The following is a 20,516-nucleotide window of genomic DNA, read 5'->3' as shown; positions in this document are numbered from 1 at the left end:
TGTGGGCTGTTTTGTTTTAACAACAGACCTGAATAATCAAACTCCTCATCACGATTCATCAAATTATTATAGTTTTGCTGCCGAATCTATCATCATGACCCTTTTAAAATTTATTACTCGGTTTACTGTCATTAATCTTTTCTCGCTGCTAACCATAACACAAAGCTGGTCGCAGACTTTAACGCCTGTCGAGTTGAAAGGCTGCTATTATCAACGTTTTGAAATTAATCTTGATTCAACAGTTAGCAGCATCGAGTTGAATGTATGTCTTAACGATCAGTATCAATTTTCTCTACAAGTTTCTGCAGAGAAGCTTTCCAGAAATTATTGGGGAACTTACTCCATCGTAGACGACACTATCCATCTTTCGATCGATCCTTACTTTCAGGAATTTCATGTCGGGATGCGCTATAACAAAAAGATAAAGAATGGGCTTATTAAAGTTTCCGTACGTGATACACCTATATCTTCGTATGGTATACTGGTGACTACATTGGATAAGGACAGCGTATCAAATCCGTATTACGTCACAGACTTTGAGAGCCAAGACTCTATATACTCTCAACTTATTAAAGCATTACCTGGAGATAAAATTCAATTTCTTCACCAGGGTTATGGAAGTGAAAGAACGTATTCCTATACTATACCAGATAAAGCGAATGACTTCTACGTCATCCGTAACATTGACAATACCTTCACCACAAGTTTAATTGCCTGGAAAACAGATATAGGGCTTGCCTTAACAGAGTCGCAGGGAAACAAAGCCAATAATCGCATCGACACGCTACGATATGTCTCATTTGATGAAAATATGTTTCAGGCAAAACCACAGCATTACCCCATGCTTAAAGAGTATACTTACCTTCCGATTTCTGAGTTGATCGATCCGCCAGCAGATCTTTACAACTACGATGCCTATACCGACACTACCACCTACCCCGTTGACGATTGGTATAGTCATGACACGGTTCGATACGTAACAGACTATAAAAAAGCCTTGAAGCAAGCACAGGATTCCGCCCGATATCTTGTGCTATATTATCATCCCAGCAACTGCAAAGACTGTGGTTCCAATACGCTAAAGGATGCGATGCAAGGGCTAAACAATCCGTACGATTACTCTAATTTACCCGCTGCCTTTAACAGCCGGTATATACTCTATATGGCACCTGATAAAGACAGCCTCCGGTTTCGTACGCTGGGCGCAAAAGAATTCCCGGCAACGGTAGTGCTTACACCTGATGAAAAGCTGCTATACATAGCCTACGGCGAAAACTTCAACATCACGAAATCCGGTTATTGTGGTTACGACTCAGATACGTTTTATCAAAAGCTTGAAATTCACAATGCTTTTACATTCCTGCCGGATAAGATCAAAGCGAGCGGTTTTGATAGCACCTATATCAATAAATATTTGAAATACGTGCCACTTTCCGGACAATACAAAAATGAAATTCAATATGAGAGCATCGTCACGGATATTCCACCGCCAGTCCCTGTATATGAAGATTCGGTCGTCTCACCAGCGTACGATGCCATAGTCGATGTATATAGTGAAGACACAAATATTGACACTTTGTCGTATGATAGTTTGGCCTATACAGAATCGCCATATTATTATGCATTGCCGTTAGATGACAGCTACCATAGCGACTTCACTCTTCGTGCAGATACTACTTTTGCGCAGGCAATTCTTGATTCGTTGGTGGCGAAGTACTATATACATATACCAGCCGACAGCGCTATGGCAGCGCAGATAATATATATCGTATACCAATTCGATGATTACTATTGTCCTTATTACAGCAGCGCTTTTCTTACACAGAACGATACATTGTTTAATCCCCGGATATCCCTTCGGTACCTGGTGCAGAATTACAAAACGCTTTCTGCGTATGCATACTCTTCCTATGCATATTCTTATTCCGGATATACAATTTCGCTATATGAGCTCATCAGCAAGCGCGTAAACCGGTTTATCAATTATATAGACACCTCTCCTGCAGAGAAACAAAAGGCACTTACATTTCAAAGAGAATTGATCAAACGCCTGCCACCACTCAAAGCATTGGAGATGCCGCTCTATATCAGTAACCAGGTTGCCTGGTATGATACACTTCATAACAATGACCTGGAGCAACCTTTTGTAACCGACTACCTGAATGAAATTGGAGGCAACCCTGATGCAGCTATCACAACCACAGATGCTATCATGAAACAATTAAACCGTGATAATATACCGGAAGCAATGAACTATGATTATTCCAATAATTACTATTACTTCCTCGGTGGCAATTACCGGTATAATACAGATGAACTTGCCAATACAAAGTATGGATACTTTAAACATGCCGAGGCACTCAATCATGTAGCGTGGCATTATTATCAACACGTTGCTGATAAAAATAAACTTCAGCAGGCCCTTACCTGGTCCAAATCTTCCCTTATACTTGACCCTAAAAATCCTTACTATCTGGATACCTATGCCCACCTTCTGTATAGAAGTGGAAAGTTAAAAGAAGCAGTAAAGTATCAGAAGAAGGCAGTAGCAGAACTCGACAACAAAAAATCGAACTATCAAATAGATGAAATCCAGGCAGAGACCATTCGCGCGGATTATCAGAAAATGAAGACTAAAACTTTATAAAAAAAATGCCCTGATAAATCAGGGCATTTTTTTTACTATATATAAAGCTGATTCTCTATTCAAAGAGCACAGCAAGGCGATCGCCCAATTCATTGAATCCTCTTTTTACATCTTTAAAAGTATTGCGGGCACTTTTGCGCACATCTTTCCAAGTTTCTTCAGAAGAGTTCTCAACTTTATCCAACGCTTTCTCTACGCGCGCACGTTCTTCTTTCAGTTCATCATTCGCTTTATTGAGTTTTCTTTTTCCATCTTCGGATGCATCATCCATTTTATGATTTACAGCTTCAATTTTTTCATCAATAGCATCGCGTAGTTCGCGAAGGTCTTTTGATAATTCTTCACGTTCCTCTTGTATATTTTCTTTTGTTGCGTGGAGATCTTTCTTTAAACCTTCCACAGTTTCGCTTTTCCTCGACTCGCAGGCTGACAATATCAGCAAACCATACGTAAGCAAAGCAGAAACAACTATTCTAAGCAAAGTCTTCATATCAATATATATTTATAGCGTATTCAAAAATTTAATAAGGTCTAATAATTCCTTTTTATTCTTTTCTATTTCTGTGTATAGGGATGTATGTGCATCGCACAGCATCACAGCAGCAGAAGTCCTATAATTTCTTCTTCTAAATATGTTCTGAACTCTTTTTAAAAAGATCATAGGATATAAATAGGTAATGGGTAATAATTATTAGCATCTATCGTTCTCCCTATGCCAATGAATTCAAATTTAGTGTGGCATAAAAATTTCGGTTACTCAATGATTTTAATGTTCCTATAATGAGAAAGAAATTTAATCAAAGGTGTTTTTGGATTGGATCAATATTTACAATCATAATAACACTTCTGTTGTATTTTACTGAAGACAAACCAATGCGTAACAGCACGCAGGCAAACGCTCAGAAACTATATCAAAAGAGCATCTACCTTCCTGCCAGAAAATAGCAGGAATCCTTTACATGTATAGGAGATTAAATTTCACAGATGGCTATGCCATCGCTTTGTTTACCAAAACTTTAGAAGACGCCCGGTCCAACATCTGCTTCCGCATATTGCGGATTGTAGTCGTGTGACGAATCTTCTTTAAGCTCTTTTCAGTTGTGTCTTCCAGGGGGAAGAAAACCCGTGCGAGAAAATAAGTACCTGTGATAAACACCACGTAGGCTACTACAAAAGTTAAGATGATCGTTAAAACATTCATAGACAGTAAAATTTAAACACTGTCAGTGAAAAATAAATGCCAGAAAAAACAGGGCTTTCAGAGGCACTCAAAACCGGCTTGTGCTGAAATTGTCTACAATTTTGCGGACACTATTCCCCACTTTACACCACTCGATTTCTCATTTTGAATGTGGACATTAATCCAGTAGCACATCTTTTAATACTGCCATTTAACCAGGCATGGTATACCATGGCATTAGTTTTTATATCTACAGATAAACAATATTTATGGGAGACTTACTATATATCATCGCAGTCATCCTGATTATAGGATGGGTATTGGGAGCTTTTGTATTCAGTGCTGGAAGTATAATTCATTTACTTTTAGTGATTGCTATTATAGCTATACTGTTGCGACTCATTCGCGGCAGAAGTGTTTAGCGGTTATTCTGGATTCATTCTATGGGCAAGGCCTCACACCATCGTGTGAGGCCTTTTTTATGTACTACCCATCGTCAATAATTATCGCAGTATCTGAAGTATTAATTCGCTATATTAGTGTATACGAAGTCTTCTATATACATAATTTAATTACTTAACATTTTGTATCATGAATATTTTTGTCGCAAAATTAAACTTCAAGACACGCAAAGAAGAACTTGAAGCTGCCTTCGCAAAGTTTGGTCAGGTTACATCCGCCAAGATCGTTCGCGATAAAGAAACCGGCCGCTCGAAGGGCTATGGTTTTATTGAAATGACAAATGATGACGAGGCCAATAACGCTATTGCGGCCCTCAACGAAAAAGAATTTGATGGCAAAGTAATCGTAGTAAAGCCGGCTAACGCCAAGCCTGCTGCTTCTGGTAATTATTAATTCTTGTTGTTACTTCTATTAATAAAAGGGTCCTCTGATATGCAGGGGACTTTTTGTATTTATAGATATACCGCTTAGCATTTCTAAAAGTTAATTCTATATTTAACATCACTAACATTAACCCACACGTGAACAAGCAACTCCTCTCAGCACGCGTCATTGGTTTTTTTCTTGGCCCGCTATTATTTCTTTTTGCACTATTATTTATACCCGCAGATTTTATTTCGCCAGGAGCCAACAAGGTATTGGCTGTAGCTGCAATGATGATTACATGGTGGGTAACAGAAGCCGTTGCTATACCCGTAACAGCTTTACTGCCACTTGTACTGTTTCCTTTCATGAATGTGATGAATCCGAAGGAGGCAGCTTTACCGTATGCAGACCCTATTATATTTCTTTTTATGGGTGGCTTCATGATCGCGATGGCGCTCGAAAAACATAAGCTTCATGAACGCATAGCACTCAATCTCATTCGTATTACCGGCACGTCCGGTAATGGTATAATTATGGGATTTATGATTGCGACAGCATTTATCAGTATGTGGATCAGTAATACAGCTACGGCCATGATGATGTTGCCTATTGCGCTATCAGTTATAGAGCTTGTAAAAAAAGATAAAACGCAGTTGCCACATGAACTACCAAAGGCAGAGCGGAATTTTGCATTGGGACTAATGCTTATGGTAGGATATGCCTCTACGCTTGGCGGACTTGCTACCGTGATTGGCACACCACCAAACGTTGTTTTCAAAGGACTGCTTGAGCGCTTCTATCATGAAAAGATTGATTTTGGAAAATGGATGTTGCTCGGTGTACCGGTCGCTACAACTTTATTGTTAATGACGTACTGGATGATTACCCGATTTCTTTTTCCAAATCGTCTTGATAAAATTGAAGGATCTGATAAACTCATTGCAGACAAGCTGAAGGAAATCGGAAGCATTAAAAAGGAAGAGAAATATGTACTCGCCGTTTTTGCGATCACTTCATTCTTCTGGATTTTTCAGGAAGCTATAGATACCTATATACTTGGTAAAGAGATTCTGAATGACACAAATATAGCGATGATGGGAGGCATGCTCATGTTCCTGATACCGGTAGACCTGGCGAATAAAAAATTTCTTCTGGAATGGAAGGATACCAAGCAGATGCAGTGGGGTATATTACTTCTTTTCGGAGGCGGGCTTTGTCTGGCGGGCGGGCTTGAGCGTACCGGTGTCATTCAGGTTGTAGGCAACTGGATTGCCGCACAGAGTACATTTAATGTTTGGCTGGTTTTTATGCTGATCACAGCCGGTGTCGTGTTATCGGAATTCATGAGTAATGTTGCTTTGGTACAGATTTTTGTTCCCGTAATCTTTGGCATTGCAGATGGTTTAAAGGTGAACCCCATATTACTTGCGCTGCCGGTTACACTTAGCGCCAGCATAGGCTTTATGTTCCCGGTGGCAACACCTCCTAACGCGATCGTTTTTTCAAGTGGCTATATCCGGATAAAAGATATGGTGAAAGCTGGTTTTCTATTGGATGTATTGTCCATCCTGATCATACTCCTGGCATCTGTAACGTTGCTGGTATGGATATTCGGATAACCGCTGTAGCTTTGTATTCGAATAAAGGACATTGAGTTTTCCGGAAAATATACTTCCAAAGAGATTAAAAACATTCTGTCTGAAAAGAACCCGGGATGATGGCGGTTTACAGGTATATAACTGGTAAATTTAGAGACACATTCCGGTGAACTGATCATACGGGAAAGTGAATTGACAAACGATGCAATATTTACGCGACAAATTATACCCTACATCCATGAAGCAAAAAGTGCTGGCGGGCTTCCTGTTTGCATTTGTTGCTATCATACTGGCGTTAGGCATCACACATTTTTCTTTTCGCGAGATTCTGAATACGGTAGATGAACTCTCTGCTCCAAACGAAAAGATTACGATACTGAGCCGTGTATTTGAAGAGATCACTACGCTCGATCAACTCCAGCGAGCCGAGGCTATCAAGAATCCGCAAAAGCCTTATAAAGCTTTTCTGAATCAGTCCAAATCACTCTCGGTTATGATTGATTCATTAATGCTGATGTCATGGGACACGTTGCAACTGGAGCGGCTCCGGTCCATGAAAGATATACTTCATCAACGTAACAAACTTTTCTTTTCATACCTGAAATTAAAATCCAAGTATGCCGAGAAAAAACAATTCACCAAGCGACTCGATACACTTTCTACGATTATCGAACAAAGTCAGATTGACACCAGCGTTGTTACGACCCAACGCAAGACGATTACCACGTATACCGATTCCATCGTTCAAAAGGAACAGGAACGTTCAGGTCTAGGGAAGCTATTTGGAAAAAAGAAAACAACAGCTGTCCCTGAAACCCACATCAAAGTACAGGAAGAGTATAGTGTTAAAGTGGACACGCTGGCTTTTGCACGCCAGAATAAAGCACTGGAAGAAGTTGAGCGCATCATGCTTGACCTGGAAGCCAGCCAGCAGTCACAAAGTAAAAAACTACAGCATCGCGAACTGGAACTCATTCATGCAAACAGTCTTTTCATAAATCGTCTGCTGAATACATTGCATGAAGTTGAGAACGAAGAACTACAAAAAATGCGCGACAACAATAATCGCGCAGGTATACTCTTCAATCAAAGTATATCACGCATGAGTATATTGGTGATCGCGTTCTTCCTGATCGCTGCTATCCTGGTATATTTCATCTGGATCGATATCAGTAAAAGCAATTATTACAAAGAGCAACTGGAGCATGCACGTGATGAAGCGGAAGAACTTAGCAAGATCAAAGAACGCTTCCTGGCCAACATGAGTCATGAAATCCGCACACCACTTCAATCCATCATCGGTTTTGCAGAACAGTTGAAGAACAACCCGAAAAGTAATCACGAAGCGGCAGATGCCATCTATAGTTCATCTGAACATCTTCTGCATATTGTTAACGAAGTATTGGATTACAGCAGAATAGCTTCCGGTAATTTTTCGATTGTCAGTGAGCCGTTCAGGTTGCTGGAATTGGTACAAGAGGTTGAAGACGCGATGCATGTACAAGCCGACAAAAAGAATCTTACGTTTCTACTCGACACTGAACAAGCCACCGAACATACGGTTATAGGCGATCCATTTCGTCTTCGCCAGGTATTGTACAATTTATTGGGCAACGCCATCAAGTTTACACATCACGGCTTTGTAAAACTTACCATTAAAACGATCGAGTATGCCGATACATTAGCATGCAGGTTTGATATACATGATACGGGAGTTGGCATTCGTCCGGAGGACATTAAGAGAATTTTTAATCAGTTTGAACAAGCCGGATCCTCTATTCTGCAACAGCAAGGTGGTGGTTCTGGTTTAGGACTTACCATTGTGCGCTCGTTGGTGGAAGTACAGCATGGCACGCTGGAAGTATATAGTGAACCCGGTGTTGGTTCTACCTTTACGGTTCAACTTACTTTTGCAAAAGCTCCCAGCAATTCTGTTATACATGACCAGAGTCATGAATATATACCCTCCTCGCGTGCTGCTAAACCATTTCAAGGTAAAGTAATATTAGTAGATGATGATACCATGATTCTGAGGCTGGGCACACTCATCCTGGATAAGCATGCTATACCCAATACTATATATCAGCAATCTGAAAAATTATTGGCAGAACATCCTGACCCGGAAGTAACGCATATACTGATCGACATTCGCATGCCTAATATCAATGGTATAGATCTTTGCCATGCGTTGCGCAAAAAATATTCCAGTACCACAAAATTTATAGGGCTCACTGCTCACGTATTCCCACAAGACCAGCAAAAATTATTGGATGAGGGCTTTGATAAAGTATTATCGAAACCATTCCATGAATATGAATTGCTGAATGTACTCGATATCTCTGCAGCAGTATCTACGGCATCCCTGGCAGAAAGTGCTGTCATCGATTTTTCAGCGGTGCGCAAAATGACCATGGGCGATGAAGAGTTATTCCAATCGATCATCAATCAGTTTGTAGAAGAGACCGAAGCCGATCTTAATCGTCTTGAAGAGCAATTGATTTTAATGGATGCCGATCCTGTTCGCGAGATCATTCATAAACTCGCTGGCCGCGTAGGACAGATGGGCGCAGTTGCACTCAGTAAAAAACTTCGCAATATGGAGCACATCCTGATTGGTGGCGAGAAATTGAGTGCCCTATCAGACGAGATCAATGTCTTAAAAGATGAAGTCGAGACGCTGGTAAAAGGTGTTCGTGTAGCCGCAGAATAGTTTATTCTATACCGTACTTTTCCATTTTCAGGTATAGCGTTTTGCGATCGATGTTTAGTATACGCGCTGCTTTCGATTTATTATAGCGTGCTTCCTTCAAGGTACGAACGATCATTTCACGCTCTTGTACTTCCTGTAATGCCTTGAGATCATATACCGGTGCAGCGGGTTTACCTTTTGCCTCCAGTTCTTTTATCGCAGCAAACATCTCCGAAGGTATAGCTTCGGCATGCACCAGCTCACCTGTGGTAAGCAATACGGCACGCTTCACTACATTTTTAAGTTCACGCAGGTTGCCCGGCCAATCGTATGATGCAAAAATCGAACGCACTTCATCATCAAAGCCAATCACATTTTTGCCTAACTCTTTATTCGCACTGGTTCTGAAAAAATTCAGGAACTCCTCCACATCGTCATGTCGCTCACGCAAAGACGGAACGCGCATCTTAAATTCATTCAACCGGTGATAGAGGTCTTCGCGGAATTGTCCTTTGCGAACGCTTTCCTGCAGATCATCATTCGTTGCTGTAATGATGCGTACATCCACCCGGATCTCTTTATTACTTCCTACAGGCTGCACAATGCGTTCCTGTATCGCGCGCAGTAATTTTACTTGTACTTCATATGAGAGATTACCAACTTCATCCAGGAACAATGTACCACCATTGGCCATTTCAAACTGACCTGTCTTATCTTGTGAAGCTCCTGTAAAAGCGCCTTTCACATGTCCGAACAATTCACTTGCTGCAAGATCTTTTGAAAGCGCTCCACAATCTACCGCCACAAAAGTCTGCTTCGAACGTTTACTCTGCTGATGAATGGTTCGCGCTACATATTCTTTTCCGGTTCCGCTTTCTCCTTCGATGATCACCGACATATCGGTGGGTGCTACTAATCTTATATATTCGTGAAGTTGCTCGGATTGTACACTTTTACCTTGTACAAAGGCTCCGTTCGTTACCGGGGCAACGGACACTTCAGATATATTTCTCTTCTCTTTCTTTAAAGCCTGCAAAACGATCATGAGCAGTTCGTCCGGATTTACCGGCTTCGTGATATACTCGAATGCTCCGGCTTTAATAGCTTTTACAGCGGTGCGTATATCGGAGAAGCTTGTCATGATAATAACCGGAGTTTCGGGAGATATACTCTTGATCTCGAGCATTACATCCATACCGGTAGCATCAGGCAAGCGATAGTCTACCAGCACCAGATCAAATGAGCCTGAGGAGAAAGCCTTTACACCCTCCTTCCCTTTATGACTGAGTTGAACTGAGTATTTATGTTTTTTTAGAAACCCTTCCAATATCCTTGAAAAGGTAAGATCGTCTTCAATTACTAATATGCTTGCCATACTGGCCCGAAAAATAAAAAAGAAAGCCGGATAATTTCCGGCTTTCTTTAAATAAGGATTGTTTGGAAGAACAATTAGTCTACTTTCTTACCTTCTTTGTCGAACTTCACAGTTTTAGTTTCTGCTCCGTTTTTCAGTTCAACTTCGTATGTATTCTTTGTTTTGTCATGGTAAGCAGCATTGATCAACCAACCACGGTAATCTTCACCCTCCAATTCTTTTTTCACTGTTTGAGGCAGTTCTTCAGCCTTAATTTTAACTTTGTCACCTTGCAGTTGTGTTGACTCAGTAGCTGCAGCTGGAGCTGGTTCACTTGATACTTGAGCATTTGCAGCACCTATACCTGCAACTAAAGCGAAAACGAACAATACTTTTTTCATGGTTTTAATAATTAAGTTAAACATTCATTCTGTATAACTAATTATACAATTGTATGCCAGCGAAGACCAATATCAATAAATTACTGCATAACAATCACTTACATATCTTATAAAAAATAATTCCTGCAGTTTGTGTTGAATAGTTCTACAACCTGTTGGAAATCGTATACGTTTGTCTCATAGCGTAACACACTATATTTAGTGAAAGCACTTTATACCTTAGCGTTATCGTAACACATAGAAAATGTAGACATAAAAAAAGCTGACAAGCAATATTGTCAGCTATTCATGTTACGACATCAATGACTATAAATTTCTTTCCTTGATATTCTTATTTTCTTCAATTATGTATGCTAACCCCAAGCCTATACCACCGAAAATAAAGAGCATCGAGAAATAAGCTACTTCCTCTTCGAGATTAAAGTTACGCTCCAGTATATGACCGATAAAAAGACCGAGGCCCGCTCCTATTAATAATAAAGAGGCACGAAGTGGAAAGGATGTATTCCTGGGCTTCTTTATATTCAGAAATTCCGGACTCACGCCTTTTTCTATCATTGCCATACGTTCGATGTTATCATACTTGCGCAAGTAGATGATCATGGTAAAGACTCCGATAATAGCGATTATAGGAATCATGATTGCAAGAAATTCAATATTCATAGTGCTTCATTTATGGATTTGACGCTTTGACGCAACCTTTTATTACTTCGTTACAGCTCGCCTTGAAAAAGCTTTACAAAAAGTATATCAGGTAATTTCCGAAGAACGTGTAACTTCATTTAAATAACCTGCGTCAAACGGCAACATGATAATTGATCCGGATCTACCGTTTATTGACAGGATTCTGGCCGGGGAGCAGAACGCTTATGCCGAACTCATTGGTCGGCATAAAAGCTATGCATATACTATTGCGTTTAAGATACTACAGAATAGACCTGAGGCAGAAGAGGCTGCGCAGGACTCGTTTATTAAAGCATATCAGAATCTCAAGACCTTTAACCGGGAGGCCCGATTTTCTACATGGCTGTATAGAATTGTCTTTAATACTTCGATCAGTTATAAGCGAAAGAATAACAAAGTATTTCAAAGTATAGAGAATACGGTAGTGGTATATACTCAGGAGGGCGAAGGTTTACTTGAGAAAACGGATAAGACCAAGTACCTTAACCTGGCGATGGCCAAACTGAATGAGGCAGACCGGACTGCATTGTCTTTGTTTTACCTCGATGAATTTTCACTGGATGAAATTGCAGCGATCACAGGTATGCAGGCAAATACAGTTAAGGTCCGTATTCATCGCGCGCGCCAGCGACTGGCAGACGAATTGAAAGTTATATTGAACCACGAAGCATTAACTTTGTAGGACATGAAAAGAATATCACAAGCACAGGAAGATAAATTGTTGGATTACCTGGATGGCAACCTTGATGCTATAGTGGAGAAACAATTTGAGGATGAGATCAGCAGCAATGTGTTATTGAAAACAAGGCTCGAAGAATTGCGTGCTATGAATGCTATATTTCAAAACTTGTCATTAGAGCAACCTTCAAAAAATTTCACAGAGCAGGTTATGATGAAACTGGACAGTGCGCCAGCGTCATCAACATGGTCCATACGAAACGGTGTGCTTTTATTGGTTGGTGTTCTGGCTGCATTAGGTGCTATATCATTATTACTCACCACAGGTATATTTGATAGTACCACTACCATTAATCTGAATCAATCTGAATTGCCCAACAAAATACTACGTGAGCAGCTTCCATCTTTTACATTGAGCGGCAAGTTGATGATCAACATTATTATCCTGCTGAACATTGTACTGGCATGGATTGTTCTTGACAGGACAATTCTACGTCCTTATTTCCAACGAAGAATGCAGGCGTAGGATACCAGTGGCAATTCCTGCACGTATATAGTATATAATCCAGGGTATACTATAGAGGCTGCTAAAGTCCGCCTTCCGGTTGCTCCTTCGGCTCGGGGCATTCAATCTTCCATTCTCTGGAAAGAGCTATGGTTCCTTCTTTCGCTTTCTTGATTACTTCATCGCGCTTCTTGCTGAATTTACAGCCGATGTCCACGTAGCGATACTTGGCACCGTCTACCTTGAAATTGAAATGACATGTATTGGATGCCTTGTGAGTTTTCATACAGGAGAATTCTATATTCTCACCCTGATCATATCTTCTGAAACCTGTTATTACAATAATGGAAAGAAGAATACAATAAAAAGACGTTTTCATATTTTCAATTTCTATTATCCAAAGATAACAAAGGCAACAAGGATTTTAAAACGGCTCATATACAGCTGATCGGTTCTATAGACCACATAAATGATTTCAAAGCAGGCAAATGTATAGCACAAAAAAAAAGTCCATGATTAAAATCATGGACTTCAAATTTTGATCTCAGAATATATTAATACCTGTAGTAGTCAGGCTTAAAAGGGCCTTTCACTTCTACACCGATATATTTAGCTTGTGAATCGGAAAGTATATCCAGTTCAACACCAATTTTCTTCAAGTGGAGGAATGCTACTTTCTCGTCCAAATGCTTTGGCAACATATATACCTTGTTCTCATACTTATCAGAATGATTCCAAAGTTCCATTTGAGCCAATGTCTGGTTTGTAAAGGAGTTAGACATTACAAAAGAAGGGTGTCCCATAGCACAACCCAGGTTTACCAGGCGGCCTTCAGCCAACAGAATAACCTGACGGCCATTCTTCAATGTATATAGATCTACCTGAGGCTTAATCTCGTCTTTCGTAGCGTTCTTATTCAACCAGGCAACATCGATTTCATTATCGAAGTGACCGATGTTACAAACAATCGCCTTGTCCTTCATGTTCAGGAAATGACGATCAACAACAATGTTGAAGTTACCGGTTGCCGTTACCAGGATGTCAGCTTCTTTTACTGCATCATCCATTCTCTTAACAGCATAGCCATCCATAGCAGCTTGTAACGCGCAGATCGGATCGATCTCTGTTACGATAACACGCGCACCAGCACCACGCAAAGAAGCGGCAGAACCTTTACCTACATCGCCATATCCCGCAACCACCGCTACTTTACCAGCGATCATTACATCAGTAGCTCTGCGGATTGCATCAACGCAAGATTCTTTACAACCGTATTTATTATCAAATTTTGACTTTGTTACAGAGTCGTTGATGTTGATAGCAGGCAACGGCAATTTGCCATTGTGCATACGTTCAACAAGACGGTGTACACCAGTCGTAGTTTCTTCAGATATACCACGGATACCAGCCGCCAATTCAGGGAAACGGTCTAATACCATGTTGGTAAGATCTCCTCCATCATCGAGGATCATATTCAAAGGCTTGCCATCTTTGAAGGCATATAGTGTTTGTTCAATACACCAGTCAAATTCCTTTTCATTCATTCCTTTCCAGGCAAATACAGGAATTCCGGCAGCAGCAATAGCAGCAGCAGCGTGGTCTTGTGTCGAGAAGATGTTACAAGATGACCAGGATACTTCAGCGCCAAGCTCAACAAGGGTCTCAATCAATACAGCAGTCTGAATAGTCATGTGAAGACAGCCAGCGATACGAGCGTCTTTTAATGGCTTAACTTTGCCGAATTCTTCGCGAAGGGCCATTAAACCTGGCATTTCAGCCTCTGCTAACGTGATCTCTTTTCTTCCCCAGGCAGCCAGGGATGGGTCTTTCACCTTGAATTTAAGTTTTTCGTCTACAGTCATTTTTAATATGGATTTTTCTTTAAACTGGGAACACAAAAGTACAACAAAGGTTTGACATTGATGGCAATAAAGGTGAGCTACTGGCAGGCTTCATAAGCTTCATATCGCTCTGAACTATTGATTTTGGATCGCTGTTAGGCAGTGGAAACAAAAAATAATGGAGAAGCCTATTACGATGAAGCCTATTACAATTTTAAATAAGCCTACGATCAAAATTGATGTTGTATCAGACGTGGTGTGCCCCTGGTGCTATATAGGAAAGCGCAGGTTAGAAAAAGCGATGCAGGAACTCTCAGCTAAATATACCTTTGAAGTAGAATATCATCCCTTCGAACTGAATCCGGAGATGCCCGTAAACGGCACAAATCAAAAGGAATATCTTACTGAAAAATTTGGAAGTGAAGATCGTTATGAGCAGATCACAAACCATACTACACAGGTTGCTGCCGCTGAAGGATTAAAATTCGATTTCGATAAGCAAGCTATATCTCCCAACACACGAAAAGCACATGCGATTGTCCAGTTAGCAAAATTAAAGAACAAAGCTATAGCAGTCGTTGAAAATTTATTCAAAGCATACTTTACGGATGGTGTAGATCTTTCAGACGATAAGAATTTGATCGCAATAGCTGTTCATGCAGGCCTGGATAAACAAGACGTTGAGAAAGTTTTAGCAGAGGAAGCTTCGTTGTTGCAGGTGGCTTTACTTGAGAAAGAGATGTCTAAACTCGGTATCAGTGGTGTGCCGTTTTATATTATCAACAACAAGTACGGTGTTTCTGGAGCACAACCTTCAGAAACGTTTATAAATGTTTTTAAAGAAGTAAGTAAAGAGGTTGCCGCTGGTGACGCCTGTGATGTTGATGGTAAAAATTGCTGATCTTATAATAAAAATAGAATCGTTGTGATATAGATCATAACGATTCTATTTGATCTTCGCCAGGTCTTCGTGTGTTACTATGGCTGTAACGACACTTGCCTTATCACCTTCGATCCTCGTCCATACCGAAGTAATCGTACCTTTGTTAGCAGATGTGTAGCAAGTAGCAGTAGCAAGGTTTGTTGTGGCAAACGGGGTCTCACTGATCTTAATGTTTTTAAAACTGGATCCGCCATCGATTGAGTATGCGAGATAAACATCTGTTTTATCATCCTCGTCTTTCCCGAAATATACTATATATACATAACCCGTAACCTGATCTACTGTGAGCCAGGGACTATACTGATGCCCTATAGCAGCATTGTCATTTATAGCTAGCAAGGAAGTCCAGTTATCCCCAAAATTATGAGACCGAACAAACAGCACGTCACTCTCCTGGTGTAGCCAATCTGACCATACTAAATATAGACTTCCTCTGTAAGGGCTTTTGCTTCGATCTGTAGATAGTACAGGTGCGCTATAGCATCGCTTACCACCTTGCGTTTTTTCATCACATCCTTCCGACTGCCTCACAATGGCTATATCATTTGAAAGCCAAAGCTTTCCATTGAATGAACGATCTAAAAAGATCTTACTTTGATTTGACCATGCACAATACTCCTTGCCGTCAGCACCGATGGTAGTCATAGCGCCCATAGTGGTGTTACGATCATCGATACAATTTCCAGGTGTTTGTGAAAGCTCGAGTGTTGAACTCCACTTCTTGCCGTTCGAGGATTTACTTAACTGAATGTAAGAAAGGCAACTGGCCTCCGCACTGCTATATTTATCGAACTGTGCATAGGTAAGATAAATGTTGTTCTTATCATCGATGATGGCGTTAGGACCAACCTGATCTTTGGTCGATTCGGCATTTACAGGAATTCCTTCGCTCCAGGTTACACCTCCGTCATCAGATGTATAGCTTATAATTCTATGAGCTCCATTTTCGTTTGCCTGTAAAAAGTAATACAAGCCACCTTTGCTATCTGCGATCAGTGTAGAGTTATTACCGTTTTTAAAAACAGTGGATGCTTTCTGCCACGCAGTGCCGCCATCAATACTATAAAAGACAGTGTTGCCTGCTGCTACGGCTATATTTTTAGGATTTCTGGGGTTGAATGCGATTGAAGTTTTACAACCTGTGTTTTCTACTTCAGCAACTTTTGTGTTTTTAATCTGAGCGGTAGCCCCGATGAATTTCAAAAAAACGAGAAACGCAATAAATACTTTACGCATACGGTAGGTATAATGTACGCTATAAAAATAGTATACACCGGCATAACTATAGCATCTGCCGTATCAGATATTCTGAATTTCATCTACATTTCTTTCCAGAAGATAGTGATTACTGTTTTTTCTCGACAGAAACAGAGCCTGTTTTAGTTTTAATAAGATATAGACCGGAAGGCAATGACGACAAATCAATTTCAAGCTGTGTTCCTGAAAGCACCTTTATAACAACTTTGTCATTAACCGATTTTCCTGAAGCACTGAACACCATGATTTGATCGAGATTAAGGTTGTCATCATTACTGGTCAGTATCACGTTCCCCACCGTAGGATTCGGAAATATAGTATTCTGACGTGCGATGTTCACGCTCTCTACAACAGAGTATTCATACACACCATCGTAGTCAACTTGCTTTAATCGGTAATAGCTTGTACCCAGCATAGGCAACTCATCTGTCTCTTCATAGTTTACTTTCGTATTTGAGTTACCTGATCCCTTTACTTTGTTCAGATTTTCCCAGAGCGCACCATTTGTTGACCGTTGTATTTCGAAGTAGTCGTTATTGGTTTCAGAAGCAGTCTCCCAATTCAATTTTACTTTTCCTTGCACAGCCGTTGCTTCAAATGAAATAAGCGTAACGGGCAACGGTGTTTGACTTATACTGGCAGTGCCCAGCGTAAATCTTCTGCCGTTTGTGATAGCGGTTACACCTGCAAATTGATATATATTACTTCCTAATGAAGTGGCCCCTGATATTGGAGTCTCATCGTTGAATAGACCATCATTATCTGTATCTACTAAAAGTCTTAAATCGGAAGTTGTTACTGTACCCTGGCCCGTTAAGTCCCAACGCATGGTAATACTTCCTACATCTACTGCTGTACCCGCTGCGTTTGTCTCTGTAGCGCGCCATACGCGGGTGTATCTCGCCTGCACTCCGGCAGGAACATCTGAAGAATTCAGAGCACGCAGATTTCCATTGTCATGCCCCCAGATTAAAAATTCATTATTACCCAAATTACTCGGAGTCGACACTCTTAAAATTCCTGCTCCTTGAGAGTCGTTGTGTATATTCGAGGCATCTACTCTTCCTATCCCGGCAACATCATAATCATAGTTTCCGTTGGCCGGATTATCCATAGTATATATATCATTGCTGGATAGGGTGAGGCTATATTTTGCGGCCAGGTAGTTATTTACCATAATCCGCTGAGCGGAATTCAGGATCGTCGAATATACGATTACTTCACCGATTGTCGCCTGAGAATTCAGTGTGAAACTGTTCCATCCGCCAATCTGCAAACTACCCAGAACTGTATTTGGGGTTGCCGTTCTGCTTACGCTTAACGTACCATTGATGTGAATTTGCTGAGAACTAGAGCTGGACTGATACCATGTGTTGACAATTTTCATTTGTCCTGCCGGTAGCCATCCATTGGCGTCATCAAGGTCATTATTATAAAAATAATTCCTGACGCCTCCACTCGCTAATTTCAGAATTCCATAAGACTGATTATTGTTTGTGGATCCATAAAAAAAGAGTGCATCATCTGTTGCCGTTGTTGGCGTTGATGCACAGATAAAAACAGTCCTATCGGCAGTGCCTGACGGAAAAGTTGCATCGCTGCCCGTTAAGTACCCTGTATTATTGAATGTAACTCCGCTTGCACTATAGGTGGCAACGTTCGCTATATTCTGCGTTACGTTCACGCCATTACCCGATTTATCGTACCAGGTAGTAACGGTACTGCCAACAGTCGGATTTGAACCATTTGAATTTACCCGTTGCCCATCAAGCCATAGTTCCAACGTACCTGTTCCGATGCCTACACCACCAGGACCAGTTTGCGCTAAAACAGGAATTTTAGCGAATAACGCTAATTGGGCTATTGCCAGGCAGGTATAGAATATCTTTATCATAGTCTTCTGATGCCGTAATGAAAAGTGATCTGACGACCACAATTTTACAAAGGCATTCAACAAATGAAGGAAGTAAAGTTAGAAATACACTTACAAAAAGAGAAATTAACTTTTACTCAAATACTGACAAACGTGATGTTTTGCCGAAACGCGTCAATTAATAGCTACGGATTCTTAATTTTACAGATACATCTTATAGAGGTATTATTAAAGTATAAAATGGACGTTAATTGAGTTCAAATTCTTTGTTATAAATACAAGATTTAGCTTTCTTGACGCCTCATAAACCTAAAAATCATGGTAAAGAAAATTTTTACAGTTATGTTACTCGCCTTGTCACTTACAGGGTATGCGCAAAAGATCAAAATCGTTGAAGGCAGCTTAGCGCCTTTGAAAGGACAAAAGTCTGTAAACACTCAGTTCACTTATGATAACATGCTTATCGGTGGAAAGGGTCTGGAAGAAAAAGCTTATATCGAAAAGAGAAAGAAAGAGCTTGACGAAAAAGAAGCCGGAAGAGGTGATAAGTTCGAGCAAGCTTGGGTCTCAGACCGTAAAGAACGCTTCGAACCTCAGTTCCGCGAGTTATTCTCTAAGCATTCCGACCTTTCTACGGTTGATGAAAAAGCTCAATACACTGTAATATTTCACACTACTCGTACAGAGGTTGGATTTAACGTTGGTGTAGCAAGCAAACCTGCTTACATCGATGCGGAGATACTCGTGGTTGAAACTGCTAATCCATCAAAAGTTATTGCTAAAATAACAATGTTGAAATCTCCCGGAGCCCAGGCTATGGGAATGGATTTCGAAACCGGAGCACGTTTACAAGAAGCGTATGCTAAGGCTGGTAAAGAGTTAGGTAAACTAGTTTCCAAAGAGACAAAATAATTCTTCCACTGTGTATATTCGAAGAATATTATGGGCAGCCTGTTAGGCTGCCCTCATTTTTTCTCAGAATCCTCCCCAATGTGAGTAATATTTACACAACATACCAATAAGTGAGCTTTTGGCCGTTTCTCATTTCGAAGCCATAAATACGATATCAGTCGCTATAAACTACTGCTTATCTCCGGTTTAGTAAACCTCTCAACAGATTGTACAAAAGTTTGAAGAAGGGTTATCAAAACTAAACAATAAGGCTATGATCAAGAGAATAGTATTTGCACTGCCCGTTATAGGTATGCTTTGGAGCTGTGGTACCAAAGAGAAAGAACAACTTCGTGCACAAGTAGATTCACTTCGCACTGAACTTCAAATGAGCCAGCAAACTGCTGCTACATTAGAAGAAGTTGGTTCACTTATAGATTCTATCGATGCAAGCAGACAACTGCTTCGCACAGATGTTGTAGAAGGAACTTCTTATAAGGACTATAAGAGCCGTCTGCAAGCTATCAACCGCCACATCAGAGATACAGAAGCTAAAATTGCTGAGCTTGAAAAATCAGTGAAGACTTCCAAGAATTCTTCTGCTGGCTACAACGCTACAATCAAGCGTCTGAAAAATGATCTAGAAGTAAGCACTCAACAAATTGCATCACTGCAAACAGAAGTTGAGAAAATGCGTGGTGAGAATCAACAACTTGCTATGACTGTAAGCCAAAAAGATTCTACTCTTGCTGAAAGAGAAGGCATGATCAAAATGCGCGAACAGGATGTAGCAAATCTTGAGAACAAAGTTGTTGAAATCAACGCTCAGGCTAACAAAACTCAGGCTGACATGTACTATGCACAAGCTGCTGCTTTAGAAACTGCTGCTGCACGTACAAAGTTTGCTCCTAAGAAGAAGAAAGAGACTCAACGTGAAGCTTTGGAATTGTACAAGCTTTCCTTATCACTTGGTAAGACTGAGGCTCAAACTAAAATCGAAGAATTAGAGAAAGCAATAAGTTAGGTTAATTGCTCAGACAGGTAGGTTAGAGTAGAGTTAAGGTGGCACCCAGGTGGGGTGGCACCTTTCCTTATTTATAGGGGTTCTGTATCTATACTATTATAGATACAGTTTGATCTATAGACT

General features: G+C 40.5%; 19 protein-coding genes. 10 read left to right on the top strand and 9 right to left on the bottom strand.

Annotated features, from left to right (window positions below; all coding sequences use genetic code 11):
• The first annotated feature begins 94 nt into the window (after window positions 1-94).
• A complete protein-coding gene (locus B5Y40_RS05790) occupies window positions 95-2,647 on the top strand; it encodes a hypothetical protein (RefSeq protein ID WP_079685732.1) in 2,553 nt (850 codons plus the stop codon).
• 55 nt (window positions 2,648-2,702) lie between these two features.
• Here the strand turns inward: B5Y40_RS05790 and B5Y40_RS05785 are convergent, their stop codons facing one another.
• Together B5Y40_RS05785 and B5Y40_RS05780 are read right to left on the bottom strand one after the other, a co-directional pair.
• Window positions 2,703-3,137 (bottom strand): sll1863 family stress response protein, encoded by a 435-nt coding sequence (locus B5Y40_RS05785; protein ID WP_079685731.1) that lies wholly within the window; start codon window positions 3,135-3,137, stop codon window positions 2,703-2,705.
• A 498-nt stretch (window positions 3,138-3,635) separates the two neighbouring features.
• The gene (locus B5Y40_RS05780; RefSeq protein WP_079685730.1) at window positions 3,636-3,848 is read right to left on the bottom strand and encodes a hypothetical protein; all 213 of its coding nucleotides are present in this window, start codon (window positions 3,846-3,848) and stop codon (window positions 3,636-3,638) included.
• A gap of 248 nt (window positions 3,849-4,096) precedes the next feature.
• Between B5Y40_RS05780 and B5Y40_RS29320 the strand changes: the two genes are divergently transcribed.
• The 4 genes from B5Y40_RS29320 to B5Y40_RS05765 all read left to right on the top strand — a co-directional run bounded on the left by B5Y40_RS29320 (window position 4,097) and on the right by B5Y40_RS05765 (window position 8,963).
• Window positions 4,097-4,249, top strand: coding sequence for a lmo0937 family membrane protein (locus B5Y40_RS29320; RefSeq protein ID WP_143785626.1), 153 nt, complete (start codon window positions 4,097-4,099; stop codon window positions 4,247-4,249).
• A gap of 169 nt (window positions 4,250-4,418) precedes the next feature.
• Entirely contained in the window at window positions 4,419-4,682 is a 264-nt protein-coding gene (locus B5Y40_RS05775; RefSeq protein ID WP_079685729.1) for an RNA recognition motif domain-containing protein, read from the top strand.
• 128 nt (window positions 4,683-4,810) lie between these two features.
• Window positions 4,811-6,274 carry an SLC13 family permease gene (locus tag B5Y40_RS05770; protein WP_079685728.1) on the top strand — a complete coding sequence of 488 codons (1,464 nt, stop codon included), beginning with the start codon at window positions 4,811-4,813 and terminating at the stop codon, window positions 6,272-6,274.
• 217 nt (window positions 6,275-6,491) lie between these two features.
• Window positions 6,492-8,963 carry an ATP-binding protein gene (locus B5Y40_RS05765; protein WP_159453613.1) on the top strand — a complete coding sequence of 824 codons (2,472 nt, stop codon included), beginning with the start codon at window positions 6,492-6,494 and terminating at the stop codon, window positions 8,961-8,963.
• A 1-nt stretch (window position 8,964) separates the two neighbouring features.
• Here B5Y40_RS05765 and B5Y40_RS05760 read toward each other — a convergent pair whose 3' ends face one another.
• The 3 genes from B5Y40_RS05760 to B5Y40_RS05750 form a co-directional block, all read right to left on the bottom strand.
• On the bottom strand, window positions 8,965-10,317 hold the full coding sequence (locus B5Y40_RS05760) for a sigma-54-dependent transcriptional regulator (RefSeq protein WP_079685726.1): 1,353 nt from the start codon (window positions 10,315-10,317) through the stop codon (window positions 8,965-8,967).
• Window positions 10,318-10,391: 74 nt separating this feature from the next.
• Entirely contained in the window at window positions 10,392-10,697 is a 306-nt protein-coding gene (locus B5Y40_RS05755; protein WP_079685725.1) for a hypothetical protein, read from the bottom strand.
• Between the two features lie 306 nt (window positions 10,698-11,003).
• Window positions 11,004-11,360: a DUF6249 domain-containing protein gene (locus B5Y40_RS05750; protein ID WP_143785625.1), complete on the bottom strand. Its 357-nt coding sequence runs from the start codon at window positions 11,358-11,360 to the stop codon at window positions 11,004-11,006.
• Between the two features lie 145 nt (window positions 11,361-11,505).
• Between B5Y40_RS05750 and B5Y40_RS05745 the strand changes: the two genes are divergently transcribed.
• Both B5Y40_RS05745 and B5Y40_RS05740 read left to right on the top strand, forming a co-directional pair.
• On the top strand, window positions 11,506-12,063 hold the full coding sequence (locus B5Y40_RS05745) for an RNA polymerase sigma factor (RefSeq protein ID WP_079685723.1): 558 nt from the start codon (window positions 11,506-11,508) through the stop codon (window positions 12,061-12,063).
• 3 nt (window positions 12,064-12,066) lie between these two features.
• Complete coding sequence (locus B5Y40_RS05740) at window positions 12,067-12,585, top strand: anti-sigma factor family protein (protein WP_079685722.1); 519 nt, start codon at window positions 12,067-12,069, stop codon at window positions 12,583-12,585.
• A 61-nt stretch (window positions 12,586-12,646) separates the two neighbouring features.
• On the opposite strand, the gene B5Y40_RS05735 is transcribed toward B5Y40_RS05740, so the two are convergent.
• The gene (locus B5Y40_RS05735) at window positions 12,647-12,943 is read right to left on the bottom strand and encodes a hypothetical protein (RefSeq protein ID WP_079685721.1); all 297 of its coding nucleotides are present in this window, start codon (window positions 12,941-12,943) and stop codon (window positions 12,647-12,649) included.
• A 175-nt stretch (window positions 12,944-13,118) separates the two neighbouring features.
• Window positions 13,119-14,426 (bottom strand): adenosylhomocysteinase, encoded by a 1,308-nt coding sequence (gene ahcY / locus B5Y40_RS05730; RefSeq protein WP_185145719.1) that lies wholly within the window; start codon window positions 14,424-14,426, stop codon window positions 13,119-13,121.
• Between the two features lie 157 nt (window positions 14,427-14,583).
• On the opposite strand from ahcY, the gene B5Y40_RS05725 reads away from it, so the two are divergent.
• Window positions 14,584-15,306 carry a DsbA family oxidoreductase gene (locus B5Y40_RS05725; RefSeq protein WP_079685720.1) on the top strand — a complete coding sequence of 241 codons (723 nt, stop codon included), beginning with the start codon at window positions 14,584-14,586 and terminating at the stop codon, window positions 15,304-15,306.
• Window positions 15,307-15,351: 45 nt separating this feature from the next.
• Here the strand turns inward: B5Y40_RS05725 and B5Y40_RS05720 are convergent, their stop codons facing one another.
• On the bottom strand, window positions 15,352-16,584 hold the full coding sequence (locus B5Y40_RS05720; RefSeq protein ID WP_079685719.1) for a sialidase family protein: 1,233 nt from the start codon (window positions 16,582-16,584) through the stop codon (window positions 15,352-15,354).
• A gap of 109 nt (window positions 16,585-16,693) precedes the next feature.
• Window positions 16,694-18,499, bottom strand: a complete 1,806-nt coding sequence (locus B5Y40_RS05715; RefSeq protein WP_079685718.1) for a T9SS type A sorting domain-containing protein — start codon at window positions 18,497-18,499, stop codon at window positions 16,694-16,696.
• Window positions 18,500-18,796: 297 nt separating this feature from the next.
• Between B5Y40_RS05715 and B5Y40_RS05710 the strand changes: the two genes are divergently transcribed.
• Both B5Y40_RS05710 and B5Y40_RS05705 read left to right on the top strand, forming a co-directional pair.
• On the top strand, window positions 18,797-19,390 hold the full coding sequence (locus B5Y40_RS05710; protein WP_079685717.1) for a hypothetical protein: 594 nt from the start codon (window positions 18,797-18,799) through the stop codon (window positions 19,388-19,390).
• A gap of 253 nt (window positions 19,391-19,643) precedes the next feature.
• A complete protein-coding gene (locus B5Y40_RS05705; RefSeq protein ID WP_079685716.1) occupies window positions 19,644-20,393 on the top strand; it encodes a hypothetical protein in 750 nt (249 codons plus the stop codon).
• Window positions 20,394-20,516: the final 123 nt, after the last annotated feature.

The sequence above is a fragment of the Ohtaekwangia koreensis genome, assembly GCF_900167975.1.
Lineage (GTDB): Bacteria > Bacteroidota > Bacteroidia > Cytophagales > Cyclobacteriaceae > Ohtaekwangia > Ohtaekwangia koreensis.
This window is presented reverse-complemented; position numbering and strand designations above follow the sequence as displayed.

Excerpts from the sequence above, each read along its gene's own strand:
- ahcY (WP_185145719.1), bottom strand. The coding sequence starts at position 14,426 with ATGACTGTAGACGAAAAACTTAAATTCAAGGTGAAAGACCCATCCCTG.
- B5Y40_RS05725 (WP_079685720.1), top strand. The coding sequence starts at position 14,584 with ATGGAGAAGCCTATTACGATGAAGCCTATTACAATTTTAAATAAGCCT.
- B5Y40_RS05715 (WP_079685718.1), bottom strand. The coding sequence starts at position 18,499 with ATGATAAAGATATTCTATACCTGCCTGGCAATAGCCCAATTAGCGTTA.
- B5Y40_RS05760 (WP_079685726.1), bottom strand. The coding sequence starts at position 10,317 with ATGGCAAGCATATTAGTAATTGAAGACGATCTTACCTTTTCAAGGATA.
- B5Y40_RS05780 (WP_079685730.1), bottom strand. The coding sequence starts at position 3,848 with ATGAATGTTTTAACGATCATCTTAACTTTTGTAGTAGCCTACGTGGTG.
- B5Y40_RS05775 (WP_079685729.1), top strand. The coding sequence starts at position 4,419 with ATGAATATTTTTGTCGCAAAATTAAACTTCAAGACACGCAAAGAAGAA.
- B5Y40_RS05750 (WP_143785625.1), bottom strand. The coding sequence starts at position 11,360 with ATGAATATTGAATTTCTTGCAATCATGATTCCTATAATCGCTATTATC.
- B5Y40_RS05740 (WP_079685722.1), top strand. The coding sequence starts at position 12,067 with ATGAAAAGAATATCACAAGCACAGGAAGATAAATTGTTGGATTACCTG.
- B5Y40_RS05790 (WP_079685732.1), top strand. The coding sequence starts at position 95 with ATGACCCTTTTAAAATTTATTACTCGGTTTACTGTCATTAATCTTTTC.
- B5Y40_RS05785 (WP_079685731.1), bottom strand. The coding sequence starts at position 3,137 with ATGAAGACTTTGCTTAGAATAGTTGTTTCTGCTTTGCTTACGTATGGT.
- B5Y40_RS05705 (WP_079685716.1), top strand. The coding sequence starts at position 19,644 with ATGATCAAGAGAATAGTATTTGCACTGCCCGTTATAGGTATGCTTTGG.
- B5Y40_RS05710 (WP_079685717.1), top strand. The coding sequence starts at position 18,797 with ATGGTAAAGAAAATTTTTACAGTTATGTTACTCGCCTTGTCACTTACA.
- B5Y40_RS05745 (WP_079685723.1), top strand. The coding sequence starts at position 11,506 with ATGATAATTGATCCGGATCTACCGTTTATTGACAGGATTCTGGCCGGG.
- B5Y40_RS29320 (WP_143785626.1), top strand. The coding sequence starts at position 4,097 with ATGGGAGACTTACTATATATCATCGCAGTCATCCTGATTATAGGATGG.
- B5Y40_RS05720 (WP_079685719.1), bottom strand. The coding sequence starts at position 16,584 with ATGCGTAAAGTATTTATTGCGTTTCTCGTTTTTTTGAAATTCATCGGG.
- B5Y40_RS05765 (WP_159453613.1), top strand. The coding sequence starts at position 6,492 with ATGAAGCAAAAAGTGCTGGCGGGCTTCCTGTTTGCATTTGTTGCTATC.
- B5Y40_RS05735 (WP_079685721.1), bottom strand. The coding sequence starts at position 12,943 with ATGAAAACGTCTTTTTATTGTATTCTTCTTTCCATTATTGTAATAACA.
- B5Y40_RS05755 (WP_079685725.1), bottom strand. The coding sequence starts at position 10,697 with ATGAAAAAAGTATTGTTCGTTTTCGCTTTAGTTGCAGGTATAGGTGCT.